Here is a 26,243-nt window from a genome sequence, read left to right on the forward strand (position 1 = left end):
AAGCGCTCCCTGATTCGATAACCGCCGCATCGTTCCGGAAGGTCCGTGCGACAAGGCCTCGCGACGCGAAACCGGTGGCCCGACAGGCACCAATCCGCATGAAATGGGCGGTTAATTTGCGATTCTAGACCATGTTGCGTAAACGAAACAGCGGCCTTCCGGAGCGACTCCTTTTTCTTTGTTCCATGTATGCCTTTTGTTACATTACGTGGCAACTTCTCGCGAAGTTGGACAGCAAGGCCTTCAGCACTAACTAAATATTTCGCCTTGTACAAAAGATTCGTATTCCTTGGAGATCATTCGATGAAAAAGTCGCTTCTCGCTCTCGCAGCACTGGGCGCATTCGCAGGCGTCGCTCATGCGCAGAGCAGCGTGACCCTGTACGGCATCGTTGACGTTGGTATCAACATGAACACCAACTCGGGCGGTAAGCATCTGTACAACATGTCCAGCGGCGTCCTGCAAGGCTCGCGTTTCGGCCTGCGTGGCACTGAAGATCTGGGCGGCGGTCTGAAGGCCCTGTTCGTGTTGGAAAACGGCTTTGACGTGACCAACGGCAAGCTCGGTCAAGGCGGCCTGATGTTCGGTCGTCAGGCATATGTCGGTCTGTCGAGCCAGTTCGGCACGGTCACGCTGGGTCGTCAGTACGACTCCGTCGTCGACTACGTGGGTCCGTTCGAATCGGGTGATCAGTGGGGCGGCTACATCGCCGCTCACCCGGGCGATATCGACAACTTCAACAACGCGTATCGCACCAATAACACGGTCAAGTACACCAGCAAAAACTACAACGGCCTGACGTTCGGCGGCACGTATAGCTTCGGCGGCGTCGCCGGTGACTTCACGCACAACCAGATCTGGTCGTTGGGTGCTGGCTATAACAACGGTCCGCTGCAATTGGGCTTGGGTTATTTGAACGCACGCACGCCGGCAGCTTCGGGCGGTCTGTTCAACAACGGCGGCACGATCGCAACGAATACGCCGGCCGTGGGTACTACTGCAGCTAACTTCGCAGTCACGACCCCGATCTACGCAGGCTTCGCATCGGCCAACACGTACCAGGTCGTCGGCGCGGGCGGTGCATACACGTTCGGCGCGGCAACCATCGGCCTAACGTATTCGAACATCCAGTTCGGCAACCTCGGCAAGACGTTCGCGTCGCCGTTCGCTGGCCAGAAGGCAACGTTCAACAACGGCGAAATCAACTTCAAGTATCAGTTGACCCCGGCACTGCTGGTCGGCGCAGCGTATGACTACACGCGCGGCGAGCAGATCGAAGGCAACTCGCGTGCTCAGTACCACCAAGGCGCGCTTGGCGTGGACTACTTCCTGTCCAAGCGTACCGACGTGTACCTGGTCGGCGTGTACCAGCACGCTTTGGGCGACACGGTCAACGCAACGGGTCAGGTGGTCGCAGCAACGGCAGGCATCAACGGCCTGACCGGTTCGACGAGCAGCAACCAGTTCACGGCTCGCATCGGTATCCGTCACAAGTTCTAATAAGTCGTAAAAAAACGCAGTTTGTCTCAAAGGCGCCTTCGGGCGCCTTTTTTTATGCGCGGATTTTGTACGGGCAACAAAAAGCCCGGCGCACTTTCGTGCGCCGGGCTTTGTTCTTCGCTCGCTTAAGCCCTGCCGTCGCGCAACTCGCGGCGCAGGATCTTGCCGACATTGCTCTTCGGCAACTCGGTGCGGAATTCGACGACCTTCGGCCGCTTGTAGCCGGTCAGTTGCGTTTTGCAGTACGCGAAGATCTGTTCGTCGGTCAGCGACGGATCCTTTTTCACGACGAACAGCTTCACTGCCTCGCCGGAATGCTGATCCGGTACGCCCACCGCCGCGACTTCGAACACACCCGGCAGCTTTGCGACGACGTCCTCGACTTCATTCGGATACACGTTGAAGCCGGACACCAGAATCATGTCCTTCTTGCGATCGACGATCTTCACAAAGCCGTCCGCGCCCATGATGCCGACGTCGCCTGATTTAAAGAAGCCGTCCGCCGTCATCACCTTGGCGGTTTCGTCGGGCCTGTTCCAGTAGCCCGCCATCACCTGCGGGCCGCGGATGCAGATCTCGCCGGACTGGCCGGGCGGCACTTCGTTGCCTTCGTCGTCGCGGATCGAGACTTCGGTCGACGGCAGCGGCAGGCCGATCGTGCCGTTGTATTCGGTGGCGGTGACGGGATTGCAGGTCACGCACGGCGACGTTTCCGACAGCCCGTAGCCCTCGACGATCGGCGTGCGCGTCAGCTCGAACCAGCGCTTCGCGACCGCCTCCTGCACCGCCATGCCGCCGCCGTTCGCGGTCAGCAGCTTCGAGAAGTCGAGCTTGTGGAAGTCGGGGCTGTTCAACATCGCGTTGTAGAGCGTGTTGACCGCGGGAATCGTCGTGATCGCATACCCCTCGAGCGACTTGATCATGCCGGGGATATCGCGCGGATTCGGAATCAGCACGCCGAGACCGCCGGTGCGGATCGTCAGCAGCCCGCACACGGTCAGCGCGAACACGTGATACAGCGGCAACGCGACGACCGTAATGAACTGATCGATATCCGTGCGGTTCGCGCGCACCGGATTGAGCCAGACCTCCGACTGCAGCACGTTCGCGATCAGGTTCCGGTGCAGCAGCGTCGCGCCCTTGGCCATGCCGGTGGTGCCGCCAGTGTATTGCAGGAACGCGATATCGTCGGGCCCCTGCCGGACCGGCTTGAACGTCAGACGTGCGCCCTCCGAGACCGTGTCGTTGAACTTGACGTGCCCAGCCAGGCTCCACGCCGGCACCATCTTCTTGACCTTGCGCACGACGAAGTTCACGAGCGGGCCTTTGATGCCCATCAGGTCGCCCATCGCCGCGACGACCACATGCTTGACCGCCGTATTGCGCACGATTGCCTGCAAGGTCCCCGCGAAATTCTCGAGCAGGATGATCGCCTCAGTGCCGCTGTCCTTCAGTTGGTGCTCGAGTTCGCGCGGCGTGTACAGCGGATTCACATTCACGACCACATAGCCCCCGCGCAGAATCGCGGCGAGCGCGACTGGATACTGCAGCACGTTCGGCATCATGATCGCGACACGCGAGCCGCGCGTGAGCCCTTTCGACTGCAGCCACGCTGCAAGATTGCGCGAAAGCTCGTCGAGTTCACCGTAGCTGATCTGCTTGCCCATGCACACGAACGCCGGCTTTGCGCGGTGTTCGCGAAAGGCTTCCTCGAGCAACTCGGCCACCGACGAATAGCGTGTCGGGTCGATCTCTGCTGGAACGCCGGGCGGATAAGATTTCAGCCAGATTTTCTCCATGCAGCGTCTCCTGAATTATTTTCGAATGGTCGTGCTAAAAACGCATCGTAGCATGGGCATGTTGCGGCCAATGGGCAAAGCGATGAGGTTAGACGGCAGCCTCGAACTTGCGAGGCTGGGCGCCAGCTTCAATGTGCGGCGCGGCTTTCAGGCCCGCTCGACTTCGACGAGACAGTCGTAAAACGTCGCCGAACCGCCGAGATCGGTGAGTGCCTGGCTCGTCAACTGGTTCGCGTTGCGGCCGTCCGGCGCGAGCTTCTTCCACCAGATCGACAACCCGACGACCAGGCCTTCGCGCGCCCGGTCGGTCACGCGGGCACGCGCTCGCATCGAGCCGCGGTCGTTGAAGATGCGCACCTGATCGCCGTCGCCGATGCCGCGCGCGTGCGCGTCGGCAGGGTGGATGTCCAGATGCGGCTCGCCTTCCGTCGCGCGCAGACTCTCGATGTTCACGAAGGTGCTGTTCAGGAAGTTGCGCGCGGGCGGTGAAATCATCGCGAGCGGATAGCGGGCCGCCAGTTCGGGCGCGCCGTCGGCCGATTCGTAGGGTGGCAGGTAGTCCGGCAGCGGGTCGAGGCCCTGTTGCGCAAGGCGCTCGCTGTAGAACTCGCACTTGCCGGATGGCGTGCGAAAACCACCGTCGGCAAATGGCGCATCAGGCACATTGAGACGGGCCCAGCCGGCTTGCTTCAGCATCGGCCAGTCGACACCGTCCAGCGTCTTGTCGTCCCAGCGAAATGCGGCTTGCGCGACGGCTTCGTCGCTGTCGAAGAGCGCCGGTTCCGTCATGCCCATGCGGCGCGCGAGGCTGCGGAAGATCTCGGTATTCGGCCGTGCGTCGCCGAACGGCGCGATGGCGGGCAGGTTGACCATCACGTGCGTGTGACCGTACGACTTGTGCACGTCGAGATGCTCGAGCTGCGTCGTGGCAGGCAACAGCAGGTCGGCATAATCCGCGGTGTCGGTCTGGAAATGCTCGAGCACGATCGTGAACAGATCCTCGCGCCCAAAACCCGCCGCGACGCGTTCGGAGTCCGGTGCGACCGCGACCGGATTCGAGTTGTAGACCACGATCGCCTCGACCTTGGGGCCGAACGTCGCGTCGCCCGGATGCAGCAACGCGTCGCCGATCGCATTCATATTGATCACGCGGCTCGGCTTCGACGGCCAACCGGGCATCAGGTCGGGACGCTGCAACGCGTGCGAGTCGACCGGTGCCCAACCGCTCGACGACAGCAGCGCCCCGCCCGCGCGCTCACGCCATGCGCCGGTCAGCGACGGCAGACACGCGATTGCGCGCACCGCATTGCCGCCGCCACGCACCCGCTGCAGACCGTAGTTCAAGCGGATCGCGGCTTTCCGCGTGCTGGCGTAAAGTCGCGCAAGATCGGCGATTTCCTCTTCTTCGACGCCGCAAATTTCACTAACCCGAGACAGTGGATAGCTGAGCGCACGCACCTTCAAGTCGGCGAAGCCCAGCGTGTGCGCCGCGATGTACTCGTAGTCGAGCAGATTCTCGGTAATCAGGACGTTCATGATGCCGAGCGCGAGAGCGCCGTCTGTGCCTGGCTTTAGCGCGATGTGTTGATGGCATTTCTCCGCGGTCAGCGAGCGATACGGATCGATTGCGATCAGCCGGGCGCCGCGACGTTTGGCTTCCTGCGCGCGCGTCCAGAAATGCAGATTCGATGCGATCGGATTCGCTCCCCAGATCAGGATCACCTCGCTCTCGGCGAAAAACTCGGTGTGCATACCGATGCCGGCGCCGTACGTGTATTTGAGGCCGGCAGCGCCGGCCGCCGCGCAAATCGCGCGATCCAGCTGCGATGCGCCGAGCTTGTGGAAAAAGCGTTGCGCGATGCTATCGCCCTGCACCAAGCCCATCGTGCCCGCGTAGCTGTAAGGCAGAATCGCTTCCGGCGCACGACGGACAATCTCGCCGAGGCGGCTTGCGGCAAGGTCGAACGCTTCGTCCCAGTTGATTGGCTCGAAACGGCCCTCGCCCTTGCGGCCGACACGCTTCATGGGCGTCGTCAATCGGTTCGGATGGTATACACGCTCCGCGTAACGACTGACCTTCGTGCACAGCACGCCCTGAGTCGGCGGATGGTCGGGATCGCCGGCGACCTTGATCGCCCGTCCATTGTCGATGGTCACGCGCATCGCGCAGGTGTCGGGGCAATCGTGCGGGCACACGGCGCGCGCGAATTCGGTCGGGGCGTTCATCGGCAATGTGTCCTGGCGAGCAGTAAGCGGTCGCGCAAAGTGGAATTTTATTACGTCTATAGGCCGCCGACCTCGGTGGCGCCACCAAAAATGCCTTCGGCGTAGAATCAATCATCCGCAGTGCCCGGGCCGACGTGGTCCGCGGCGATCTCATGCTCGTCAAGCACAAACGCATATTCACTCCATCATGAAACTCATCCCCGAAATTCAGGCCGCTCGCGGCGAAATCCAGACCCTTCGACGAACCATCCATGCCCACCCGGAGCTGCGCTACGAAGAGACGGCGACTGCTGATCTCGTCGCGCGTTCGCTCGAGTCCTGGGGCATCGAGACCCACCGTGGTTTCGGCAAGACGGGCGTGGTCGGCGTATTGAAACGAGGTAACGGCTCGCGCGCGATTGGTCTGCGAGCCGACATGGACGCGCTGCCGATCCAGGAGCTCAACAGCTTCGATCATCGGTCGACGAACGACGGCAAGATGCATGCGTGCGGGCACGACGGACATACGGCGATGCTGCTCGGTGCCGCGCACTACCTGGCCAAACATGGTGCTTTCGACGGCACGATCGTGTTCATTTTCCAGCCGGCTGAAGAAGGCGGCGCCGGCGCGAAGGCTATGATGGACGACGGCTTGTTCAACAAATTCCCCGTGGACGCCGTGTTTGGCATTCACAACTGGCCGGGCATGCCGGCGGGCCACTTCGGCGTGACCGAAGGCCCGATCATGGCGTCGAGCAATGAATTTCGCATCGAAATCAAGGGCGTCGGCTCGCATGCAGCGCTACCGCACAATGGCCGTGATCCGGTCTTTGCGGCGGTGCAAATTGCCAACGGGCTGCAAAGCATCATCACGCGAAACAAAAAGCCGCTGGATACTGCGGTATTGTCGATAACGCAGATACATGCGGGCGATGCGGTCAATGTAGTACCGGACGACGCATGGATCGCGGGGACCGTTCGGACCTTCACTACAGAAACGCTCGACCTGATCGAGTCACGCATGCGCAAGATCGCGCACAGTACAGCCGAAGCATACGATTGCTCCGTTCAGATCCAATTCCACCGGAACTATCCCCCGACGATCAACAGCAGCGAGGAAGCGCGTTTTGCGGCGTCGGTCATGAAAGAGATCGTTGGCGCGGAAAATGTCGATGACGCGGTTGAACCGACCATGGGTGCCGAAGATTTTTCGTTCATGCTGCTGGCGAAACCGGGTTGCTATGCGTTTTTGGGCAACGGCGATGGCGGCCACCGCGAGGCGGGCCACGGCGCGGGCCCTTGTATGCTGCACAACGCGAGTTATGACTTTAACGACGAGTTGTTGCCGGTGGGATCGACGTATTGGGTCCGACTGGCGCAGAAGTTTCTGGCGCAAGGGAAGTAGAGAGTTGATGGAGCGGCCCCCTGAATCGCCGGACACAGTTTCCCACTTAAAATAGCGGGAAAGCATATGACTGTGTTTTTGACTAACAACAAACAAGAAGTGATGGAAGTGTTGATGGGACCGGAACGCCGGCGGCGGTGGTCAGCGGAAGAGAAGTTGGCGATGGTGAGAGAGAGTTTCGAGCCGGGCAAGTCGGTCTCGATGGTTGCACGCCAGCACGGCGTGAATCCGAACCAGCTGTTTCACTGGGCGCAAGCTGTATCAGGATGGCAGCCTGTCGGCTGTCAGTGCCGGCGAGGAAGTCGTACCAGCGTCGGAGCTGAGCGATGCGCTGAAGCAAATCAGGAAACTCCAGCGACTGCTCAGCAAAAAGACAATGGAGAACGAGATTCTCCGTGAGGCGGTGGAGGTGGCGAAGTCGCGAAAATGGATTGCGCGCTCCCCCTCATTGCCGGGGGCCGGCCCACGCCAGGAAGACGGACGATGCCGGGCTGGTCGAAGAAATACGGCTGACCGTCACTGACCTGCCGAGCTATGGTTATCGCCGGGTCTGGGGTATATTGCGTCGGCAGCGGGAGAACCAGTTGAAGAGCGTTGAGGCGGGCGGAGGTGTCGCTTGCTTCAATGCTGTTTGTTAATTTTGGCCGCGTAAACGCAAAAACCCCACCGCGGCGGGTGGGGTTTCTGACTGGGGGGGAGCCTGACGATTACCTACTTTCACACGGGCAATCCGCACTATCATCGGCGTGGAGTCGTTTCACGGTCCTGTTCGGGATGGGAAGGGGTGGGGCCGACTCGCTATGGTCATCAGGCATGACGGGTTGCTGCGTCGCAGGGCTGGAGTCAACCGGTTGCGCCACAGCCAATCGGGAAGAAGCGTAAAGGATTCGGGTGTGGGGGGGTTGTGTTGTTTCTGGCACAACACTGAATCCCAACCGTGCGTTTCTGTGAGCTCCCGCGGGAGTTCACACCAATCCCCTTCGGGGATCGGACCCGCGTAAGTGCTGAAGCACTACTGCGGGTCGAGACACACCTGTTATAGGATCAAGCCTTACGGGCAATTAGTATCAGTTAGCTCAGTACATTACTGTACGTGCACACCTGACCTATCAACGTCCTGGTCTTGAACGACCCTTCAAGGGGCTCGAAGCCCCGGGGATATCTCATCTTAAGGCGAGTTTCCCGCTTAGATGCTTTCAGCGGTTATCTCTTCCGAACATAGCTACCCGGCGATGCCACTGGCGTGACAACCGGTACACCAGAGGTTCGTCCACCTTCGTCCACTCCGGTCCTCTCGTACTAGGAGCAGCCCCCTTCAAATATCCAGCGCCCACGGCAGATAGGGACCAAACTGTCTCACGACGTTTTAAACCCAGCTCACGTACCTCTTTAAATGGCGAACAGCCATACCCTTGGGACCGGCTACAGCCCCAGGATGAGATGAGCCGACATCGAGGTGCCAAACACCGCCGTCGATATGAACTCTTGGGCGGTATCAGCCTGTTATCCCCAGAGTACCTTTTATCCGTTGAGCGATGGCCCTTCCATACAGAACCACCGGATCACTATGACCTGCTTTCGCACCTGTTCGACTTGTCAGTCTCACAGTCAAGCACGCTTATGCCATTGCACTATCAGCACGATTTCCGACCGTACCTAGCGTACCTTCGTACTCCTCCGTTACACTTTGGGAGGAGACCGCCCCAGTCAAACTGCCTACCATGCACTGTCCCCGACCCGGATCACGGGCCAAGGTTAGAACCTCAAACAGATCAGGGTGGTATTTCAAGGACGGCTCCATTGAGACTGGCGTCCCAACTTCATAGCCTCCCACCTATCCTACACAGACCGGTTCAAAGTCCAATGCAAAGCTGCAGTAAAGGTTCATGGGGTCTTTCCGTCTAGCCGCGGGGAGATTGCATCATCACAAACACTTCAACTTCGCTGAGTCTCGGGAGGAGACAGTGTGGCCATCGTTACGCCATTCGTGCAGGTCGGAACTTACCCGACAAGGAATTTCGCTACCTTAGGACCGTTATAGTTACGGCCGCCGTTTACCGGGACTTCAATCAGGAGCTTGCACCCCATCATTTAATCTTCCGGCACCGGGCAGGCGTCACACCCTATACGTCCACTTTCGTGTTTGCAGAGTGCTGTGTTTTTATTAAACAGTCGCAGCCACCAGTTTATTGCAACCCTTTCACCCTTCTGGCGCAGGCCAGTCAGGCTATGAGGGCGTACCTTATCCCGAAGTTACGGTACCAATTTGCCGAGTTCCTTCTCCCGAGTTCTCTCAAGCGCCTTAGAATACTCATCTCGCCCACCTGTGTCGGTTTGCGGTACGGTCACTGTGAAACTGAAGCTTAGAGGCTTTTCCTGGAACCCCTTCCAGTTGCTTCGCCACCGAAGTGGCTCGCCTCGCACCCTTGAATTCTGCGCCCGGATTTGCCAAAGCGCCTTCTCCAATGCAAGGACCGGGACTTCCAACACCCGGACAACCTTCCGCGATCCGTCCCCCCATCGCATTTCACAATGGTGCAGAAATATTAATCTGCTTCCCATCAGCTACGCATTTCTGCCTCGCCTTAGGGGCCGACTCACCCTACGCCGATGAACGTTGCGTAGGAAACCTTGGGCTTACGGCGAGGGGGCCTTTCACCCCCTTTATCGCTACTCATGTCAGCATTCGCACTTCCGATACCTCCAGCACACTTTCCAGTGCACCTTCGCAGGCTTACGGAACGCTCTCCTACCATGCACATTACTGTGCATCCGCAGCTTCGGTATATGGCTTAGCCCCGTTACATCTTCCGCGCAGGACGACTCGATCAGTGAGCTATTACGCTTTCTTTAAAGGGTGGCTGCTTCTAAGCCAACCTCCTGACTGTTTTAGCCTTCCCACTTCGTTTCCCACTTAGCCATATTTGGGGACCTTAGCTGGCGGTCTGGGTTGTTTCCCTCTTGACACCGGACGTTAGCACCCGATGTCTGTCTCCCGTGATTGCACTCTTCGGTATTCGGAGTTTGCTATGGCGTAGTAATCCGCAATGGACCCCACAACCATGACAGTGCTCTACCCCCGAAGGTGAGACACGAGGCACTACCTAAATAGTTTTCGGAGAGAACCAGCTATTTCCAGGTTTGTTTAGCCTTTCACCCCTATCCACAGCTCATCCCCTAACTTTTCAACGTTAGTGGGTTCGGTCCTCCAGCACGTGTTACCGTGCCTTCAACCTGGCCATGGATAGATCACCTGGTTTCGGGTCTACACCCAGCGACTGGACGCCCTGTTCGGACTCGCTTTCGCTACGCCTGCCCTAATCGGTTAAGCTCGCCACTGAATGTAAGTCGCTGACCCATTATACAAAAGGTACGCCGTCACCCCTTCGCAGAGGCTCCGACTGTTTGTATGCATGCGGTTTCAGGATCTGTTTCACTCCCCTCCCGGGGTTCTTTTCGCCTTTCCCTCACGGTACTGGTTCACTATCGGTCGATCACGAGTATTTAGCCTTGGAGGATGGTCCCCCCATCTTCAGACAGGATTTCACGTGTCCCGCCCTACTTCTCGTACACCCAGTTCTTCCATGCTGTTTTCGTCTACAGGGCTATCACCTGCTATGGCCGCACTTTCCAGAGCGTTCGACTAACAATACAGATAACGTGTACCGGCTGATCCCATTTCGCTCGCCACTACTCTGGGAATCTCGGTTGATTTCTTTTCCTGCGGTTACTTAGATGTTTCAGTTCACCGCGTTCGCCTCACGCAGCCTATGGATTCAGCTACGGATACTCCATTAGGAGTGGGTTTCCCCATTCGGACATCTCCGGATCAATGCTCGTTTGCCAGCTCCCCGGAGCTTTTCGCAGGCTACCGCGTCCTTCATCGCCTGTGATCGCCAAGGCATCCACCACATGCACTTGTTCGCTTGACCCTATAACGGGTGTGTCTCTGTGTCGACCCACGTTAGCGCTTTAGCGCTTACGTGGGTCCCATCCCCGGAGGGGATAGACGCACTCGCTACAGGTTGAGTATTCGTGTTGCGCCGTATTCCAAAGCGATCTCTCGATCACCTTTAAAATACATCGATACAATCACAACCCTGATTCACCTACTCACACACCCATCTCCAGGTATGCTTTCGTGAATCTCTTTACTACTTCTTCCTGATTGTTAAAGAACGGCAGCCGGTATGAAGCCTGTGCCTCATACCGCTCTGACTGGCTCAATCGCCAATGCGCAACGCTCTGCCTTCATGCAGAACCCTGCGCATTGAGGATTGGTGGAGGATGACGGGATCGAACCGACGACCCCCTGCTTGCAAAGCAGGTGCTCTCCCAGCTGAGCTAATCCCCCAGTCCCACAGATACTCCAGCGGCCCCAGCCCTTCAGCTCACCAGACAAGACACTGGTGGGTCTGGATGGATTCGAACCATCGACCCCCGCCTTATCAAGACGGTGCTCTAACCGGCTGAGCTACAGACCCCTGAGCCTGTCTGCGTTTCTTCTAACCACAGCCGATAAGCGTGAGCACTTGAGTGCAATGAATGCACAGCTCTGGAAAGGAGGTGATCCAGCCGCACCTTCCGATACGGCTACCTTGTTACGACTTCACCCCAGTCATGAATCCTACCGTGGTGACCGTCCTCCTTGCGGTTAGACTAGCCACTTCTGGTAAAACCCACTCCCATGGTGTGACGGGCGGTGTGTACAAGACCCGGGAACGTATTCACCGCGGCATGCTGATCCGCGATTACTAGCGATTCCAGCTTCACGCACCCGAGTTGCAGAGTGCGATCCGGACTACGATCGGTTTTCTGGGATTGGCTCCACCTCGCGGCTTGGCAACCCTCTGTTCCGACCATTGTATGACGTGTGAAGCCCTACCCATAAGGGCCATGAGGACTTGACGTCATCCCCACCTTCCTCCGGTTTGTCACCGGCAGTCTCCCTGGAGTGCTCTTGCGTAGCAACTAGGGACAAGGGTTGCGCTCGTTGCGGGACTTAACCCAACATCTCACGACACGAGCTGACGACAGCCATGCAGCACCTGTGTTATGGCTCCCTTTCGGGCACTCCCGCCTCTCGGCAGGATTCCATACATGTCAAGGGTAGGTAAGGTTTTTCGCGTTGCATCGAATTAATCCACATCATCCACCGCTTGTGCGGGTCCCCGTCAATTCCTTTGAGTTTTAATCTTGCGACCGTACTCCCCAGGCGGTCAACTTCACGCGTTAGCTACGTTACCAAGCCAATGAAGGCCCGACAACCAGTTGACATCGTTTAGGGCGTGGACTACCAGGGTATCTAATCCTGTTTGCTCCCCACGCTTTCGTGCATGAGCGTCAGTATTGGCCCAGGGGGCTGCCTTCGCCATCGGTGTTCCTCCACATCTCTACGCATTTCACTGCTACACGTGGAATTCCACCCCCCTCTGCCATACTCCAGCGCTGCAGTCACCAATGCAGTTCCCAGGTTAAGCCCGGGGATTTCACATCGGTCTTACAGCACCGCCTGCGCACGCTTTACGCCCAGTAATTCCGATTAACGCTCGCACCCTACGTATTACCGCGGCTGCTGGCACGTAGTTAGCCGGTGCTTATTCTTCCGGTACCGTCATCCCTCACGGATATTAGCCACGAGGTTTTCTTTCCGGACAAAAGTGCTTTACAACCCGAAGGCCTTCTTCACACACGCGGCATTGCTGGATCAGGCTTGCGCCCATTGTCCAAAATTCCCCACTGCTGCCTCCCGTAGGAGTCTGGGCCGTGTCTCAGTCCCAGTGTGGCTGGTCGTCCTCTCAGACCAGCTACAGATCGTCGGCTTGGTAGGCCTTTACCCCACCAACTACCTAATCTGCCATCGGCCGCCCCTTGAGCGCGAGGTCCCGAAAGATCCCCCGCTTTCCTCTCCCGAGCGTATGCGGTATTAATCCGGCTTTCGCCGGGCTATCCCCCACTCCAGGACACGTTCCGATGTATTACTCACCCGTTCGCCACTCGCCACCAGACCGGAGTCCGTGCTGCCGTTCGACTTGCATGTGTAAGGCATGCCGCCAGCGTTCAATCTGAGCCAGGATCAAACTCTTCAGTTCAAACCTGTTACTGTGTTCGGGCTCTCTCGAACCCGGTCGCTCACTCAACGTACTGACGATGATTGATCCGTCTTTCGACAGACAAACCTTCCTCCAATACTGTGTGAGGCTTCTGATACTTCTGCCTGACAGCAGATTCCGGAGAATCCGCCGCCGCATTCCGCATCAAGCGCCCACACTTATCGACTGTTAGTTTTTAAAGATCGGTCCGCCAAACCCGCCGCGCCTGAACCACCACTACCCGGCACTGCTTCGTTTGCGTCGCTGCGTCTGCAGCAGAGAAGCGAGATTATGGAGAACTTCCGTCGGATCGTCAACAGGTTTTTATCACTCGCCTAACCTGCCCACGCCGCCGAAGCCCACGCCATCAAAGGCTTCCCGCTTCTCCGCACCCCGGCGTCCGGAGCACGAAAGTGCGGAATTCTAGTCGCCGACATCGGGACTTGCAAGCGATATTTTGACAAGCGTATTAACGGTGCTTGAAAACCGGTTTGCGCTTCTCCACGAACGCGGCCATGCCCTCTTTCTGGTCTTCGGTGGCGAAGAGCGAATGGAACAGGCGGCGCTCGAAATGCACGCCCTCCGCGAGCGTCGTTTCAAAGGCTCGGTTGACCGACTCCTTGACCATCAGCACCGCCGGCAGCGGGAATTCCGCAATGGTGGCGGCCGCGCCGACCGCTTCGTCAAGCAGCGATGCCTCCGGGATCACGCGCGAAACCAGTCCGGCGCGCTCCGCTTCGGCGGCATCCATGAAACGGGCGGTTAAACAGAGGTCCATCGCCTTCGCTTTTGACACCGCCCGCGGCAAGCGCTGCGTGCCGCCCGCGCCCGGCATGATCCCGAGCTTGATTTCCGGTTGACCGAACTTCGCCGTGTCGGCGGCGAAAATGATGTCGCACATCATCGCCAGTTCGCAGCCGCCGCCGAGCGCGAAGCCCGCCACCGCGGCGATGATCGGCTTACGGATCGAGCGAACCGTTTCCCAATTGCGCGTGATGTAGTCGCCCTTGTAGACATCCATATAGGAGTACGACGCCATCATCCCGATGTCCGCACCCGCCGCAAACGCTTTCTCGCTGCCCGTCACGACGATTGCGCCAATCGACTCGTCGCCGTCGAACTCGCGCAACGCTGCGCCTAGTTCGTCCATCAGCGCGTCGTTCAGTGCATTCAGAGCCTTCGGACGGTTGAGCGTAATCAGTCCGACCCGTCCCCGCGTCTCAACCAGAATGTTTTCGTAAGCCATGCCGCCTCCATAAGGGTTAATCGCACGCGAAAAACGCTTCGCGCATCGTCCGTAGTGATGCTACCATTTCCCAACCAACCGGTCGGTCAATTATTCGACAGGTATTTCCCCAACGTATAGCCGAGCCTCTTTGCCATGACACATCCGCTATTCACCAAGCACGAAGACACGCTGCACAAAGCGCTCGCCGCGCTCGAAACGCGCGGCTACTGGAGCCCGTTCGTCGAGATGCCCAGTCCGAAAGTGTACGGGGAAACAGCCAACGCGGACGGCGAAGCCGCGTTCAAGGCGCTTCTAGACAAAACGTTCGACCTGGACCAACCGTCGACGGGAGAGACCGTCGGCGCAGAGGTTTCGCCGTTCGGCTTCCAGCTCGGCGTGCGTTACCCGAAAGCCGACCCGAGCGCGCTCATCGCCGCATCTGCCGCGGCGCAACGCGATTGGCGCGCCGCCGGCTCGCAGGCATGGATCGGCGTGAGCCTCGAAATCCTCGCGCGCCTGAATCGCGCCAGCTTCGAGCTCGGCTACAGCGTGATGCACACGACCGGTCAGGCGTTCACGATGGCCTTCCAGGCAGGGGGCCCACACGCGCAGGATCGCGCGCTCGAAGCGGTCGCGTATGCCTGGGATCAGCTGCGCCGTATCCCCGCCGACGCGTACTGGGAAAAGCCGCAAGGCAAAAACCCGCCGCTCGCGATGCACAAGCGCTACACCGTCGTGCCGCGCGGCATCGGCCTCGTGCTCGGCTGCTGCACATTCCCGACGTGGAACGGCTATCCGGGCCTGTTCGCCGATCTGGCCACCGGCAACACGGTGATCGTCAAGCCGCATCCGGGCGCGATCCTGCCGCTCGCGCTGACCGTGCGCATCGCGCGTGACGTGTTGCGCGAAGCAGGCTTCGATCCGAACGTCGTCACGCTGCTGGCCACCGCCCCGAACGACGGCGCCCTCGTCCAGCAACTGGCCCAGCGCACCGAGATCAAACTGATCGACTTCACGGGCAGCACCCAGAACGGCACCTGGCTCGAGCGCAACGCGCACCAGGCGCAGGTCTACACCGAAAAAGCTGGCGTCAATCAGATCGTCATCGACTCGGTCGACGACATCAAGGCGGCCGCGCGCAACATCGCGTTCTCGCTGGCGCTGTACTCAGGCCAGATGTGCACCGCGCCGCAAAATATCTACGTACCGCGAGACGGCATTCGCACCGCGGAAGGCACGCTCAGCTTTGACGATGTCTCCCAGGCGCTTGCCGGCGCGGTGCAAAAGCTCGTCGCCGATCCGGCCCGCGCCGTCGAACTGCTCGGCGCGATCCAGAACGAAGGCGTCGTGCAGCGCATCAACGAAGCCGCCGGGCTCGGCCGCGTTCTCGTCGCGAGCCAGACGCTCGACCATCCGTCCTTTCCGGGCGCTCGCGTGCGCACACCGCTCGTATTGCAACTCGACGCCTCGACCGACCGCGCCCAGTTCACGAGAGAATGGTTCGGGCCGATCTCGTTCGTCATCGCGACGGACTCGACCGCGCAGTCACTCGACCTCGCTGGCGACATTGCTGCCGAGCACGGCGCGCTAACGCTGGCGGTCTACAGCACGGACGACGCCGTGCTCGACGCCGCGCACGAAGCGTCGATTCGCGGCGGCGTCGCACTGTCGATCAACCTGACCGGTGGCGTGTTCGTCAACCAGTCCGCGGCTTTTTCGGACTTTCACGGCACCGGCGCCAACCCGGCCGCGAATGCCGCGCTTGCCGATGCCGCTTTCGTCGCCAACCGCTTCCGTGTCGTTCAAAGCCGCGTTCATGTTGAACCGAAAGCGGCGCCCGCGGTAGCTGGCTGAACGGCATAAGAAGGCTTCAGCGCAACGCACGACTTCGTCCTATGCCGTTCGGCGGATGGACCGAGTCGTGCGCTCTGACTAACATCAGACATCGGATCGGCATCACGCGCCGACGCTAGTCGAGCGACCGTGCCCATCGGCCAAAGAGAGTTTGAGGAGACACCCCATGTCATATGAAGCGATCCGGCTGGACATCGACTCATCGAGCCACGTCGCCACCATCACGCTGAACCGCCCGGACAAGCTCAACAGTTTCACGCGCGCGATGCATCAGGAACTCGGCGCGGCACTCGACCAGGTCGAAAAGTCCGGCGCCCGTGCGCTCGTGCTCACCGGCGCGGGACGCGGCTTCTGCGCCGGCCAGGATCTCGCCGACCTCGATTTCACGCCCGGCGCGACGACCGACCTCGGCGCCGTAATCGATGAATACTTCAATCCGTTGATCCGCCGTCTGCAAGCGCTACCGTTTCCGGTGATCGCCGCGGTCAACGGCACGGCCGCCGGCGCGGGCGCCAATCTCGCGTTGGCCTGCGACCTGGTGCTCGCAGCTCGCTCCGCGAGTTTCATCCAAGCGTTCGTGAAGATCGGCCTCGTGCCGGATTCGGGCGGGACGTGGTTCCTGCCGCAACGCGTTGGCATGGCACGCGCGCTCGGCCTCGCGATCACCGGCGACAAGCTCAGCGCCGACACAGCCGAAAGCTGGGGCTTGATCTGGCAAGCGCTCGACGACGCCGAACTGGCTCCGGCCGCGGCAAAACTCGCGGCCCAGCTTGCCCAGCAACCGACGCGCGCGATCGCCGCGATCAAGCAGGCGATGCGTGCCGGCACGACGCAATCGCTCGACCAGCAGCTCGATCTCGAGCGTGATCTGCAGCGCCAACTAGGCGCCTCGCACGATTACGCGGAAGGCGTGCAGGCATTTATCGAAAAGCGCGCGCCGCGCTTCGAGGGGCGTTGAGATGTCCACGCAAACCACCCGCCCCGACCAGATGACTGCCGACGAACTCGCCCGCGCGACAGCTGCCGCGATGTACGAAAACGACGCCTGCAGTCGCGCGCTCGGGCTCGAGATTCTCGACGTGCGCCCCGGCTATGCGCGGCTGCGCATGGCGGTGCGCGACGACTTCCTGAACGGCCATCAGATCTGCCACGGCGGCCTGATCTTCACGCTCGCCGATTCGACCTTCGCGTTCGCCTGCAACACTTACAACATCAATACGGTTGCCGCCGGCTGCTCGATTGAATACCTCCGGCCGGTCTACGGCGGCGACGTGCTGAGCGCCGAAGCGGTCGAGCAGACATCGAGCGGGCGCACTGGCATCTACGATATTCGCGTCACGAATCGCGCCGGCGAGACCGTCGCGATGTTTCGCGGCAAGTCGGCGCAAATCAGGGGCCACCTGATTCCCACCGGCGACTGACATTGAGCGGCGGCAAGCCAGAGCCGCCCTCGCGGACGACTGTCTGCGTGGCTCTCTGACGCCAACGCGTTACATATCAAACTCAGATACTGAGGCAGCAAGGAGACATTCGATGAGCACCGCTCTTCCGCTCGATCCGATCGAGACCGCCAGCCGCGACGAGCTCGCCGCGCTCCAACTTGAACGGCTCAAATGGTCACTCACCCATGCGTATGAAAATTCGCCGGTGTACCGGCGCAAGTTCGACGAAGCCGGTGTTCATCCGGGCGATGTCAAGTCGCTCGCGGACCTCGCGCGCTTACCGTTCACGACGAAGAAGGATTTGCGCGACAACTATCCGTTCGGCATGTTCGCGGTGCCGCAGGAGCAGATTTCGCGAATCCATGCATCGTCTGGGACGACCGGCAAGCCGACCGTCGTCGGCTATACGGCGCGCGACATCGACACGTGGGCGAATCTCGTCGCCCGTTCGATACGCGCCGCCGGCGCGAAGCGCGGCGACAAGGTGCACGTGAGCTACGGCTACGGCCTCTTCACGGGCGGCCTCGGCGCGCATTACGGCGCCGAGCGCGCGGGGCTCACCGTGATTCCGTTCGGCGGTGGTCAGACCGAAAAGCAGGTGCAGCTGATCCAGGACTTCCGGCCGGACATCATCATGGTGACACCGAGCTACATGCTGTCGATCGCCGACGAACTCGAGCGCCAGGGTATCGACCCGGCTAGCTGCTCATTGCGCATCGGCATCTTCGGCGCTGAGCCGTGGACCAACGAAATGCGCGAGGCGATCGAAAAACGCATGGGCATCGACGCGGTCGACATCTACGGTCTCTCCGAAGTGATGGGCCCGGGCGTCGCCTCGGAGTGCATCGAGACCAAAGACGGCCCGACGATCTGGGAAGACCATTTCTATCCCGAGATCATCGACCCCGAAACGGGCGAGGTGCTGCCCGATGGCGAACTCGGCGAGCTCGTGTTCACGTCGCTGACGAAAGAAGCGCTGCCGATCATCCGCTACCGCACGCGCGATCTCACGCGCCTGCTGCCGGGCAGCGCCCGCACGATGCGGCGTATGGAAAAAATCACGGGCCGCTCGGACGACATGATGATCGTCCGTGGCGTCAATGTGTTCCCGACGCAGATCGAAGAGTTGCTGCTCAAGCAGCACGCGCTCGCGCCGCACTATCAGATCGTACTGACGAAGGAAGGGCCGCTCGACGTGTTGACGCTGAACGTCGAACCGTGCCCCGAAAGCGCGCCGGATACTTCCGCGCTAACCACCGCGAAAAACGCGCTGGCGTACGACATCAAGGCGCTGATTGGCGTAAGCGCGGTGGTGAACGTGCTGGCCGTGAATGGGATCGAGCGCTCGGTGGGCAAGGCGCGGCGGGTGGTCGACAAGCGCAGATCGGGGCTCTAAGTCAGGCAACGGGCAACGACGCGCAGCGTAAGAGCCCAACAAAAAACGGCGTCACGCCACGGATCCTGATCCGAACGTGACGCCGATTTCCACGACTTCTATTGACGGCTTCGCGGCAGCCTCCAACCCGCCTCCCGAAAACCGCTGTAACTCAAACGGCAGTCACGCTTCCGCCTGCGTCCCACCGCCTCACGAATTCGGCAGCAGCAACCACATCCGGCCACCCTGCTTCATCTTGCCAGCCAGATCACCGGCATCGTCGCCGAGGCCCCAGAAGTAGTCGGCGCGCACGCCGCCTTTGATCGCGGTGCCCGTGTCCTGCGCGAACACGAGGCGGTTCATCGGCGAGTTCGTCAGCGGCCGTGTAGTCTGCAGGAACACCGGCGTGCCGAGCGGAATCGCGCTCGGGTCGACCGCAATCGAGCGCTCCGGCGTCAGCGGCACGCCAAGCGCGCCGATCGGACCGTCCGCGCCACCGCTCGGCATACTTTCGGCCGACGGCATCTCGCGAAAAAACACGAAGCGCGGATTGGTGTCGAGCAATCCATCGACGCGCGTCGGATTCGCGCGTGCCCATGCCTTGATGCCCTGCATCGTTGCCTGCGCGGGTGTGATCTCGCCATGATCGAGCAGCCAGCGCCCGATCGACTTGTACGGCTGATCGTTGGTACCGCCAAAGCCGACGCGCATCACACTGCCGTCTTCCATCACGATGCGCCCGGAGCCCTGCACCTGCAAAAAGAATGCTTCGATCGGATCGTCGACCCACACGAGTTCGTTGCCGCTGAGCGCGCCCGAGCGTTCGAGTTGGGCGCGCGCCGGCAACGGCGCCCCCACGCGATAGCCGGCGGGCCAGCGGTACAGCGCGGTCTGATATACCCCATGCCGCGTGCGCGAGCCCCGCAGCAGTGGCTCGTAGTAACCGGTGACCAGACCGTCGAGCGTGCCGTCGCTATTCGCGAGCTGGAACGGCGTGAAGTAGGCTTCGAAGAAGGCGCGCGCGCCGGTGACGTCGAGATCGTCGATTTGCGCGGCGGCCGCGCATGCACGCGACCAGTTCGGCTGACGCGCGAGCCTCGTGCAGTTTTGCCGCAACGCGGCTGTCGCGCCGATCAGCGAGTCGTCCTGCCAGCCCGGCACCTGCTGCCACGCAACCGCGGTCAAGCGCGACGACGCGATCTGGCCGGGGATGATCGCCGCGCCGCTCGGCGGCGAAGGCCGGAGCGCGCCGCCGCCGCCGCAGGAGGCAAGCAACACCGCAACCGACAATGCACCGACCCACGCGCCGGCTCGGCGGACAAAACGCATACAATGTTCGTTGTTGATGGAAACCGCCATGTCTGATTTGTTCGACGAATACCCGATGCTCATCTTCGCGCTGGAATCGCTGCTCGCGCTGTTCCTGCTCGTCTTTATCGTTGTGTGGACGTCGTCTGGCAAGAAAAAAGCGCGACGTGCCAAGCCGGCGGAACGGTCCCAACAGCAAAAGCCGCAGTGAGCCTGGCCGGCGGGTTGCATACAGAACCGCACAACCCCTCGCGCCTCAAGCGCTCGTCTGAGCGCTCATCCAACCACCCACTCAACTGCCCGCTGCGCCGCGCGCCGATACGAACTCATTAAAGACCGCGCAACACCGCGCCGGTTCAATGCAACGTCCGCGGCATGCGCAACACGAACTCCGGCACCGGCGCCTCGAAGCGCTCACCATCCTCCGCCACGCAGAAGTAATCGCCGCGCATCGTGCCGACCGGCGTCGCGATCACTGCCCAACTCGTGTATTCGAAATGCTCGCCCGGCTTGAGCAGCGGCTGATGACCGACCACGCCCAGGCCTTTGACTTCCTGGACGGTGTTCTCGCTGTCGGTGATGATCCAGTGACGCGCGATCAACTGTGCGGGCACCTGGCCGGTGTTACGGATGGTCAGCGTGTAGGCAAAGGCGTACTGGCGACGCTCCGGGTCCGATTCTTCGGGCAGGTAGTGCACCTGCGCCGAGACGCTGAATTCGTACTGGCTCATCCTGATTCCGATCTGATCAAACGGGCTGTGAAAAATCGTGGAAGGCCCGAACGCCAATGGTCTGCGGGTGCAGCGGCGATGCGGCGCTCATGGAATGGCATTCTGCTTGATGCGGGGCATGGCCGCAACCGGATACGCCTTTCGGCCAGCAGTGTCTAAGACGTTGGGACACGGCTGCTTTGCCGCGCCCAGTCTCCATGTCGTTTTTGCGCCGGTACTTTGCGAAGTTTCATCGCGCGATTCCGCCACGCCAACCGCGGCCAGCACCCCGGTCTGCACGCGCAAAACCGGTAAAATGGCGCTTTCCCGCTTGCATCGGCCCCTGTCATGACGCAATTTCGCATCGCCCCCAGCATTCTCTCCGCCGACTTCGCCCGCCTGGGCGAAGAAGTCCGCAACGTCGTCGCCGCCGGCGCCGACTGGATCCACTTCGACGTGATGGACAACCACTACGTGCCGAACCTGACCATCGGCCCGCTCGTATGCGAAGCGATCCGCCCGCACGTGGACGTGCCAATCGACGTGCACCTGATGGTGCGTCCCGTCGACCGCATCGTGCCGGACTTCGCGAAAGCCGGCGCGAACCTGATCAGCTTTCACCCGGAAGCGTCGGATCACATCGACCGCACGCTGTCGCTGATCCGCGACCACGGCTGCAAGGCCGGCCTCGTGTTCAATCCGGCGACGTCGCTGAACTATCTCGATCATGTGATGGACAAGGTCGACCTCGTGCTGATCATGTCGGTGAACCCGGGCTTCGGCGGCCAGTCGTTCATCCCCGAGGCGCTCAACAAGCTGCGTGAAGCGCGCAAACGCATCGACGCGTACACCGAGCGCACCGGCCGCGACATCCACCTCGAAGTGGACGGCGGCGTGAAGGTCGACAACATCGCGGAAATCGCGGCGGCCGGCGCGGACACGTTCGTGGCCGGCTCGGCGATCTTTGGCCAGCCCGATCACAAGGTCGTGATCGACAAGATGCGCGCCGCCCTCGCGACCGTCCAGCGTTAAAAACCAGCGCCTCATGACCACTTCGTATCCCGCCCCGACGTTTACTGGCGCGCGCCTCGAAGCCGCGATCATCGACCTCGACGGCACGATGATCGACACGGCCGACGACTTCACCGCCGGCCTGAACGGTATGCTCGCTCAGCTCGACGCGGAGGAAACGACGCGCGAGGAAGTGGTCGGCTACGTCGGCAAGGGTTCGGAGCATCTGATCCGCAGCGTGCTTGCGCCGCGCTTCGAAGCCGAGCACGCGCAAGAGCGCTTCGACGAAGCGCTCGCGATCTATCAGGCCGAGTACGCGAAGATCAACGGCGTGCACACGCGGCTTTATCCAGACGTCGAGGCCGGTCTGCGCGCGCTGCGCGACGCGGGCCTGAAGCTCGCCTGCGTGACCAACAAGCCGCACCGCTTCGCGCTCGAACTGCTGCAGCAGTACCGGCTTGCACCGTATTTCAGCGTCGTGCTCGGCGGCGACAGTCTCGCGAAAAAGAAACCGGACCCGCTTCCGATGCTGACCGCCGCCGCGCAACTCGGCGTCGAGCCGAGCGCCACGGTGGCGATCGGCGACTCGGAAAACGACGCGCTGGCGGGCCGCGCGGCCGGCATGGCGACGCTGACCGTGCCCTACGGGTACAACCACGGCCAAGCTATACAAACGATAAAATCCGATGGTATAGTTGCCTCGCTGCTCGACGCCGCCAGGGCGATCGCAGCGCATCAATCCACGACTTAACAGTCCTTCATCCTCATGTTTCTGAATAAAAAACGGAGTCTGATTAGCATCGACCGGGGAGCCTGGCCCTGGCGTCGCTGGTCGCGCTAACCTCGCCTGAGGTACGCTGAAGCTCGTCTTCGGCAACCGTTTTTTACGTCGCTGCGCTCACGCGCTTTTTCCATCGATCTGTTTTTGCGCACCTGCATCGGCTGATTGAGCCTGCGCGTACCCGCAAGGTACCGTTGCTCACCCGCACCGCTCGCACGCGCCGATGGAAGACCCGCGCCGGTCGGTATCATTGTGTCGAGAACGTCGACCCACGCCCTGACCGGAGGCGCTTAGCCCCGCTTTGCCCGACGCTTGCTGCCGCCGGACCACCGTACAGGATCGGAACATGACCGAACTCGAATTCCAGTCCCTCGCCAACGAGGGTTTCAACCGCATCCCGCTGATCGCCGAAGCGCTCGCCGACCTCGAGACGCCGCTGTCGCTGTACCTGAAGCTCGCGCAGACCGAGCGCAACGGCGCGAACTCGTTCCTGCTGGAGTCGGTGGTCGGCGGCGAACGCTTCGGGCGTTATTCGTTCATCGGCCTGCCGGCGCGGACTCTCATGCGCACGCGCAACGGCGTGTCGGAAGTGGTCCGCGACGGCAAGGTCGTCGAGACGCACGAGGGCGATCCGCTCGCGTTCATCCAGCAATTCCAGGCGCGCTTCAAGGTCGCGCAACGCCCGGGGCTGCCGCGCTTCACCGGCGGTCTCGCCGGCTACTTCGGCTATGACGCGGTGCGCTACATCGAGAAGAAGCTCGCGCACAGTGCGCCGAAAGACGACCTCAATCTGCCCGACATCCAGCTGCTGCTGACCGAGGAAGTCGCCGTCATCGACAACCTCGCCGGCAAGCTCTATCTGGTGGTCTACGCCGACCCGACCCAGGCTGAGGCCTACACGAAAGCGAAGCACCGTCTGCGCGAACTGCGCCAGCGGCTGCGCGTCACCGTCGAGCCGCCCGTCGTGTCGGCCAGCGTACGCACCGAGATCTACCGCGAGTTCGCGAAAGACGATTACCTGGCGGCCGTGCGCAAGGCGAAGGAATACGTCGCCGCCGGCGAACTGATGCAGGTGCAGGTCGGCCAGCGCCTGATCAAGCCGTACCGCGACAATCCGCTGTCGCTGTATCGCGCGCTGCGCTCGCTGAATCCGTCGCCGTACATGTACTACTACAACTTCGGCGACTTCCACGTGGTCGGCGCGTCGCCGGAGATTCTGGTGCGCCAGGAAAAGCGCGCCGAGGACCGTATCGTCACGATCCGCCCGCTGGCCGGCACCCGTCCGCGCGGCAACACGCCCGAGCGCGATGCCGCGCTTGCGACCGAGCTGCTGAACGATCCGAAGGAAATCGCCGAGCATGTGATGCTGATCGACCTCGCGCGCAACGACGTCGGCCGCATCGCGCAGATCGGCTCGGTGGTCGTGACCGACAAGATGGTGATCGAGAAGTACTCGCACGTGCAGCACATCGTCAGCTCGGTCGAAGGCAAGCTCAAGAACGACATGACCAATTTCGACGTGCTGCGCGCCACCTTCCCGGCCGGCACGCTGTCGGGCGCGCCGAAGGTCCGCGCGATGGAGCTGATCGACGAGCTCGAACCCGTCAAGCGTGGCCTGTACGGCGGGGCGGTCGGCTATCTGTCGTTCACCGGCGAGATGGATCTGGCCATCACGATCCGCACCGGCGTGATCGCGAACGGCAATCTGTATGTGCAGGCGGCCGCGGGCGTGGTCGCCGATTCGGTGCCCGAATCCGAATGGCAGGAGACCGAGAACAAGGCACGCGCGGTAATGCGCGCCGCCGAGCAGGTCCAGGACGGCCTCGATAGCGACTTCTGACCGGAGACACACCATGCTGCTCATGATCGACAACTACGACTCGTTCACCTACAACCTGGTGCAGTACTTCGGCGAACTCGGCGAAGACGTGCGCACCTATCGCAACGACGAAATCACGCTCGACGAAATCGCCAGGCTGAACCCCGAGCGCATCTGCCTGTCTCCGGGCCCAAGCAATCCGCAACACGCGGGCATCACGCTCGACGTGCTGCGCGAATTCGCCGGCAAGACGCCGATTCTCGGCGTGTGCCTCGGCCATCAGGCGATCGGCGAGGCGTTCGGCGGCCGCGTCGTGCGCGCGCAGACCATCATGCACGGCAAGGTCAGCACGATCGAAACCGACTGCAAGGGCGTATTCGAAGACCTGCCGAAGCATTTCACGGTGACGCGCTACCACTCGCTCGCGATCGAGCGCGAATCGCTGCCCGACTGCCTCGAAGTATCGGCATGGACTGAAGACGGCGAAATCATGGGCGTGCGCCACAAGGAACTGGCCGTGGAAGGCGTGCAGTTCCACCCGGAATCGATCCTGTCCGAACACGGCCACGCGCTGCTCGAAAACTTCGTCAAGCAGTCGAAGCTCGCCGTCGCCGGCAAGGCCTCGAGTCACGCGGCGTCCCGCAATGCCTGACACAAAGGGAGACGAGATCATGTCCATTACGCCCCAGGAAGCCTTGCAGCGGACCATCGAGCACCGCGAGATTTTTCACGACGAAATGCTGCACCTGATGCGCCTCATCATGCGCGGCGAACTCTCGCCCGTGATGTCGGCGGCGATCATCACCGGCCTGCGCGTCAAAAAAGAGACCATCGGCGAAATCACCGCGGCCGCTACGGTGATGCGTGAATTTGCCCGGCACGTCGACGTGCAGGACAACTCGAACTTCGTCGATATCGTCGGCACCGGCGGCGACGGCGCGCACACGTTCAACATTTCCACCGCGACGATGTTCGTGTCGGCCGCGGCGGGCGCGAAGGTCGCAAAGCACGGCAATCGCGGCGTATCGAGCAAGTCGGGCAGCGCGGACGTGCTCGAAGCGCTCGGCGTCAACATCGATCTGCAGCCGGAGCAGGTCGCGGCATCGATTGCGGAAACGGGCATGGGCTTCATGTTCGCGCCGAACCATCATCCGGCGATGAAAAACGTCGCGCCGGTACGCCGGGAACTCGGCATCCGCACGATCTTCAATATCCTCGGGCCGCTCACCAATCCGGCCGGCGCGCCGAATCAGCTGATGGGCGTGTTTCACCCCGACCTCGTCGGCATTCAGGTGCGCGTGATGCAGCGCCTCGGTGCCAAACACGTGCTCGTCGTGTACGGGATGGACGGCATGGACGAAGTGTCGCTCGGCGGCGCCACGCTGGTCGGCGAGTTGCGCGACGGCGAGATCCGCGAGTACGAGATCCATCCGGAAGACTTCGGCATGCAGATGGTGTCGAACCGCACGCTCAAAGTCGCCGACGCGGGCGAGTCGAAGGTCATGCTGCTCGACGCGCTTAGCAACAAGCCCGGCGTCGCGCGGGAAATCGTCACGCTGAACGCCGGCACGGCACTCTATTCGGCGAACGTCGCGGCCACGATCGCGGACGGCATCGAGCTCGCGCGCGAAGCGATCGCGAGCGGCAAGGCACGCGCGAAGGTCGACGAACTGGTGCGCTTCACCCAGCAATTCAAGCAGTAATCACGTAGCGA

General features: G+C 61.3%; 17 protein-coding genes, 2 tRNA genes, 3 rRNA genes and 1 pseudogene. 13 read left to right on the forward strand and 10 right to left on the reverse strand.

All coding sequences use genetic code 11. From position 1 onward, the window contains the following. Positions 1-303 precede the first annotated feature (303 nt). The gene (locus OKW26_RS31800; RefSeq protein WP_090801980.1) at positions 304-1,500 is read left to right on the forward strand and encodes a porin; all 1,197 of its coding nucleotides are present in this window, start codon (positions 304-306) and stop codon (positions 1,498-1,500) included. Positions 1,501-1,625: 125 nt separating this feature from the next. Here the strand turns inward: OKW26_RS31800 and OKW26_RS31805 are convergent, their stop codons facing one another. Together OKW26_RS31805 and OKW26_RS31810 are read right to left on the reverse strand one after the other, a co-directional pair. After that, complete coding sequence (locus OKW26_RS31805; protein WP_429356201.1) at positions 1,626-3,299, reverse strand: long-chain fatty acid--CoA ligase; 1,674 nt, start codon at positions 3,297-3,299, stop codon at positions 1,626-1,628. 147 nt (positions 3,300-3,446) lie between these two features. Next, positions 3,447-5,525, reverse strand: coding sequence for a molybdopterin-containing oxidoreductase family protein (locus OKW26_RS31810; RefSeq protein WP_429356202.1), 2,079 nt, complete (start codon positions 5,523-5,525; stop codon positions 3,447-3,449). A 187-nt stretch (positions 5,526-5,712) separates the two neighbouring features. On the opposite strand from OKW26_RS31810, the gene OKW26_RS31815 reads away from it, so the two are divergent. Both OKW26_RS31815 and OKW26_RS31820 read left to right on the forward strand, forming a co-directional pair. Then, on the forward strand, positions 5,713-6,909 hold the full coding sequence (locus OKW26_RS31815; protein ID WP_184022853.1) for a M20 aminoacylase family protein: 1,197 nt from the start codon (positions 5,713-5,715) through the stop codon (positions 6,907-6,909). A gap of 102 nt (positions 6,910-7,011) precedes the next feature. Then, positions 7,012-7,487 (forward strand): annotated as a pseudogene (locus OKW26_RS31820) (transposase); the annotation flags it as partial. Between the two features lie 120 nt (positions 7,488-7,607). On the opposite strand, the gene rrf reads toward OKW26_RS31820, so the two are convergent. The 6 genes from rrf to OKW26_RS31850 form a co-directional block, all read right to left on the reverse strand. Further along, positions 7,608-7,721, reverse strand: a 5S ribosomal RNA gene (rrf, locus tag OKW26_RS31825). A 228-nt stretch (positions 7,722-7,949) separates the two neighbouring features. Further along, positions 7,950-10,841 (reverse strand): 23S ribosomal RNA (locus OKW26_RS31830). 346 nt (positions 10,842-11,187) lie between these two features. Next, positions 11,188-11,263 (reverse strand) — tRNA-Ala (locus tag OKW26_RS31835). A gap of 53 nt (positions 11,264-11,316) precedes the next feature. Next, positions 11,317-11,393 (reverse strand) — tRNA-Ile (locus tag OKW26_RS31840). Positions 11,394-11,468: 75 nt separating this feature from the next. Then, positions 11,469-13,001: ribosomal RNA gene (locus tag OKW26_RS31845) — 16S ribosomal RNA — on the reverse strand. Together the 16S, 23S and 5S rRNA genes with 2 tRNA genes alongside form the textbook arrangement of a ribosomal RNA operon. Positions 13,002-13,470: 469 nt before the next feature. Next, positions 13,471-14,247 carry an enoyl-CoA hydratase gene (locus OKW26_RS31850; protein WP_184065709.1) on the reverse strand — a complete coding sequence of 259 codons (777 nt, stop codon included), beginning with the start codon at positions 14,245-14,247 and terminating at the stop codon, positions 13,471-13,473. 135 nt (positions 14,248-14,382) lie between these two features. On the opposite strand from OKW26_RS31850, the gene paaN reads away from it, so the two are divergent. From paaN to paaK, 4 genes are all read left to right on the forward strand, one after another. After that, entirely contained in the window at positions 14,383-16,083 is a 1,701-nt protein-coding gene (paaN, locus tag OKW26_RS31855) for a phenylacetic acid degradation protein PaaN (RefSeq protein WP_429356203.1), read from the forward strand. Between the two features lie 166 nt (positions 16,084-16,249). Then, on the forward strand, positions 16,250-17,041 hold the full coding sequence (paaG, locus tag OKW26_RS31860; protein WP_429356204.1) for a 2-(1,2-epoxy-1,2-dihydrophenyl)acetyl-CoA isomerase PaaG: 792 nt from the start codon (positions 16,250-16,252) through the stop codon (positions 17,039-17,041). 1 nt (position 17,042) lies between these two features. Further along, positions 17,043-17,504 carry a hydroxyphenylacetyl-CoA thioesterase PaaI gene (gene paaI, locus OKW26_RS31865; RefSeq protein WP_429356205.1) on the forward strand — a complete coding sequence of 154 codons (462 nt, stop codon included), beginning with the start codon at positions 17,043-17,045 and terminating at the stop codon, positions 17,502-17,504. Between the two features lie 112 nt (positions 17,505-17,616). Further along, positions 17,617-18,921, forward strand: a complete 1,305-nt coding sequence (gene paaK, locus OKW26_RS31870; RefSeq protein ID WP_429356206.1) for a phenylacetate--CoA ligase PaaK — start codon at positions 17,617-17,619, stop codon at positions 18,919-18,921. A gap of 189 nt (positions 18,922-19,110) precedes the next feature. Here the strand turns inward: paaK and mltA are convergent, their stop codons facing one another. Further along, positions 19,111-20,229, reverse strand: coding sequence for a murein transglycosylase A (gene mltA / locus OKW26_RS31875; protein WP_221309309.1), 1,119 nt, complete (start codon positions 20,227-20,229; stop codon positions 19,111-19,113). Between the two features lie 28 nt (positions 20,230-20,257). Between mltA and OKW26_RS31880 the strand changes: the two genes are divergently transcribed. Further along, a complete protein-coding gene (locus OKW26_RS31880; protein ID WP_176078910.1) occupies positions 20,258-20,419 on the forward strand; it encodes a hypothetical protein in 162 nt (53 codons plus the stop codon). Positions 20,420-20,564: 145 nt separating this feature from the next. Here OKW26_RS31880 and apaG read toward each other — a convergent pair whose 3' ends face one another. After that, a complete protein-coding gene (gene apaG, locus OKW26_RS31885; RefSeq protein WP_184009102.1) occupies positions 20,565-20,939 on the reverse strand; it encodes a Co2+/Mg2+ efflux protein ApaG in 375 nt (124 codons plus the stop codon). 327 nt (positions 20,940-21,266) lie between these two features. Between apaG and rpe the strand changes: the two genes are divergently transcribed. The 5 genes from rpe (at position 21,267) to trpD (ending at position 26,232) form a co-directional block, all read left to right on the forward strand. After that, a complete protein-coding gene (rpe, locus tag OKW26_RS31890; protein ID WP_018420129.1) occupies positions 21,267-21,950 on the forward strand; it encodes a ribulose-phosphate 3-epimerase in 684 nt (227 codons plus the stop codon). A 13-nt stretch (positions 21,951-21,963) separates the two neighbouring features. Beyond that, on the forward strand, positions 21,964-22,680 hold the full coding sequence (locus OKW26_RS31895; protein WP_184065695.1) for a phosphoglycolate phosphatase: 717 nt from the start codon (positions 21,964-21,966) through the stop codon (positions 22,678-22,680). A 376-nt stretch (positions 22,681-23,056) separates the two neighbouring features. Next, on the forward strand, positions 23,057-24,550 hold the full coding sequence (trpE, locus tag OKW26_RS31900; protein ID WP_429356207.1) for an anthranilate synthase component I: 1,494 nt from the start codon (positions 23,057-23,059) through the stop codon (positions 24,548-24,550). 13 nt (positions 24,551-24,563) lie between these two features. After that, a complete protein-coding gene (locus tag OKW26_RS31905; RefSeq protein WP_429356208.1) occupies positions 24,564-25,181 on the forward strand; it encodes an aminodeoxychorismate/anthranilate synthase component II in 618 nt (205 codons plus the stop codon). A 19-nt stretch (positions 25,182-25,200) separates the two neighbouring features. Next, the gene (gene trpD / locus OKW26_RS31910; RefSeq protein WP_090805481.1) at positions 25,201-26,232 is read left to right on the forward strand and encodes an anthranilate phosphoribosyltransferase; all 1,032 of its coding nucleotides are present in this window, start codon (positions 25,201-25,203) and stop codon (positions 26,230-26,232) included. Positions 26,233-26,243: the final 11 nt, after the last annotated feature.

The organism is Paraburkholderia sp. 32, assembly GCF_050435345.1.
GTDB classification, from domain to species: Bacteria; Pseudomonadota; Gammaproteobacteria; order Burkholderiales; family Burkholderiaceae; genus Paraburkholderia; species Paraburkholderia tuberum.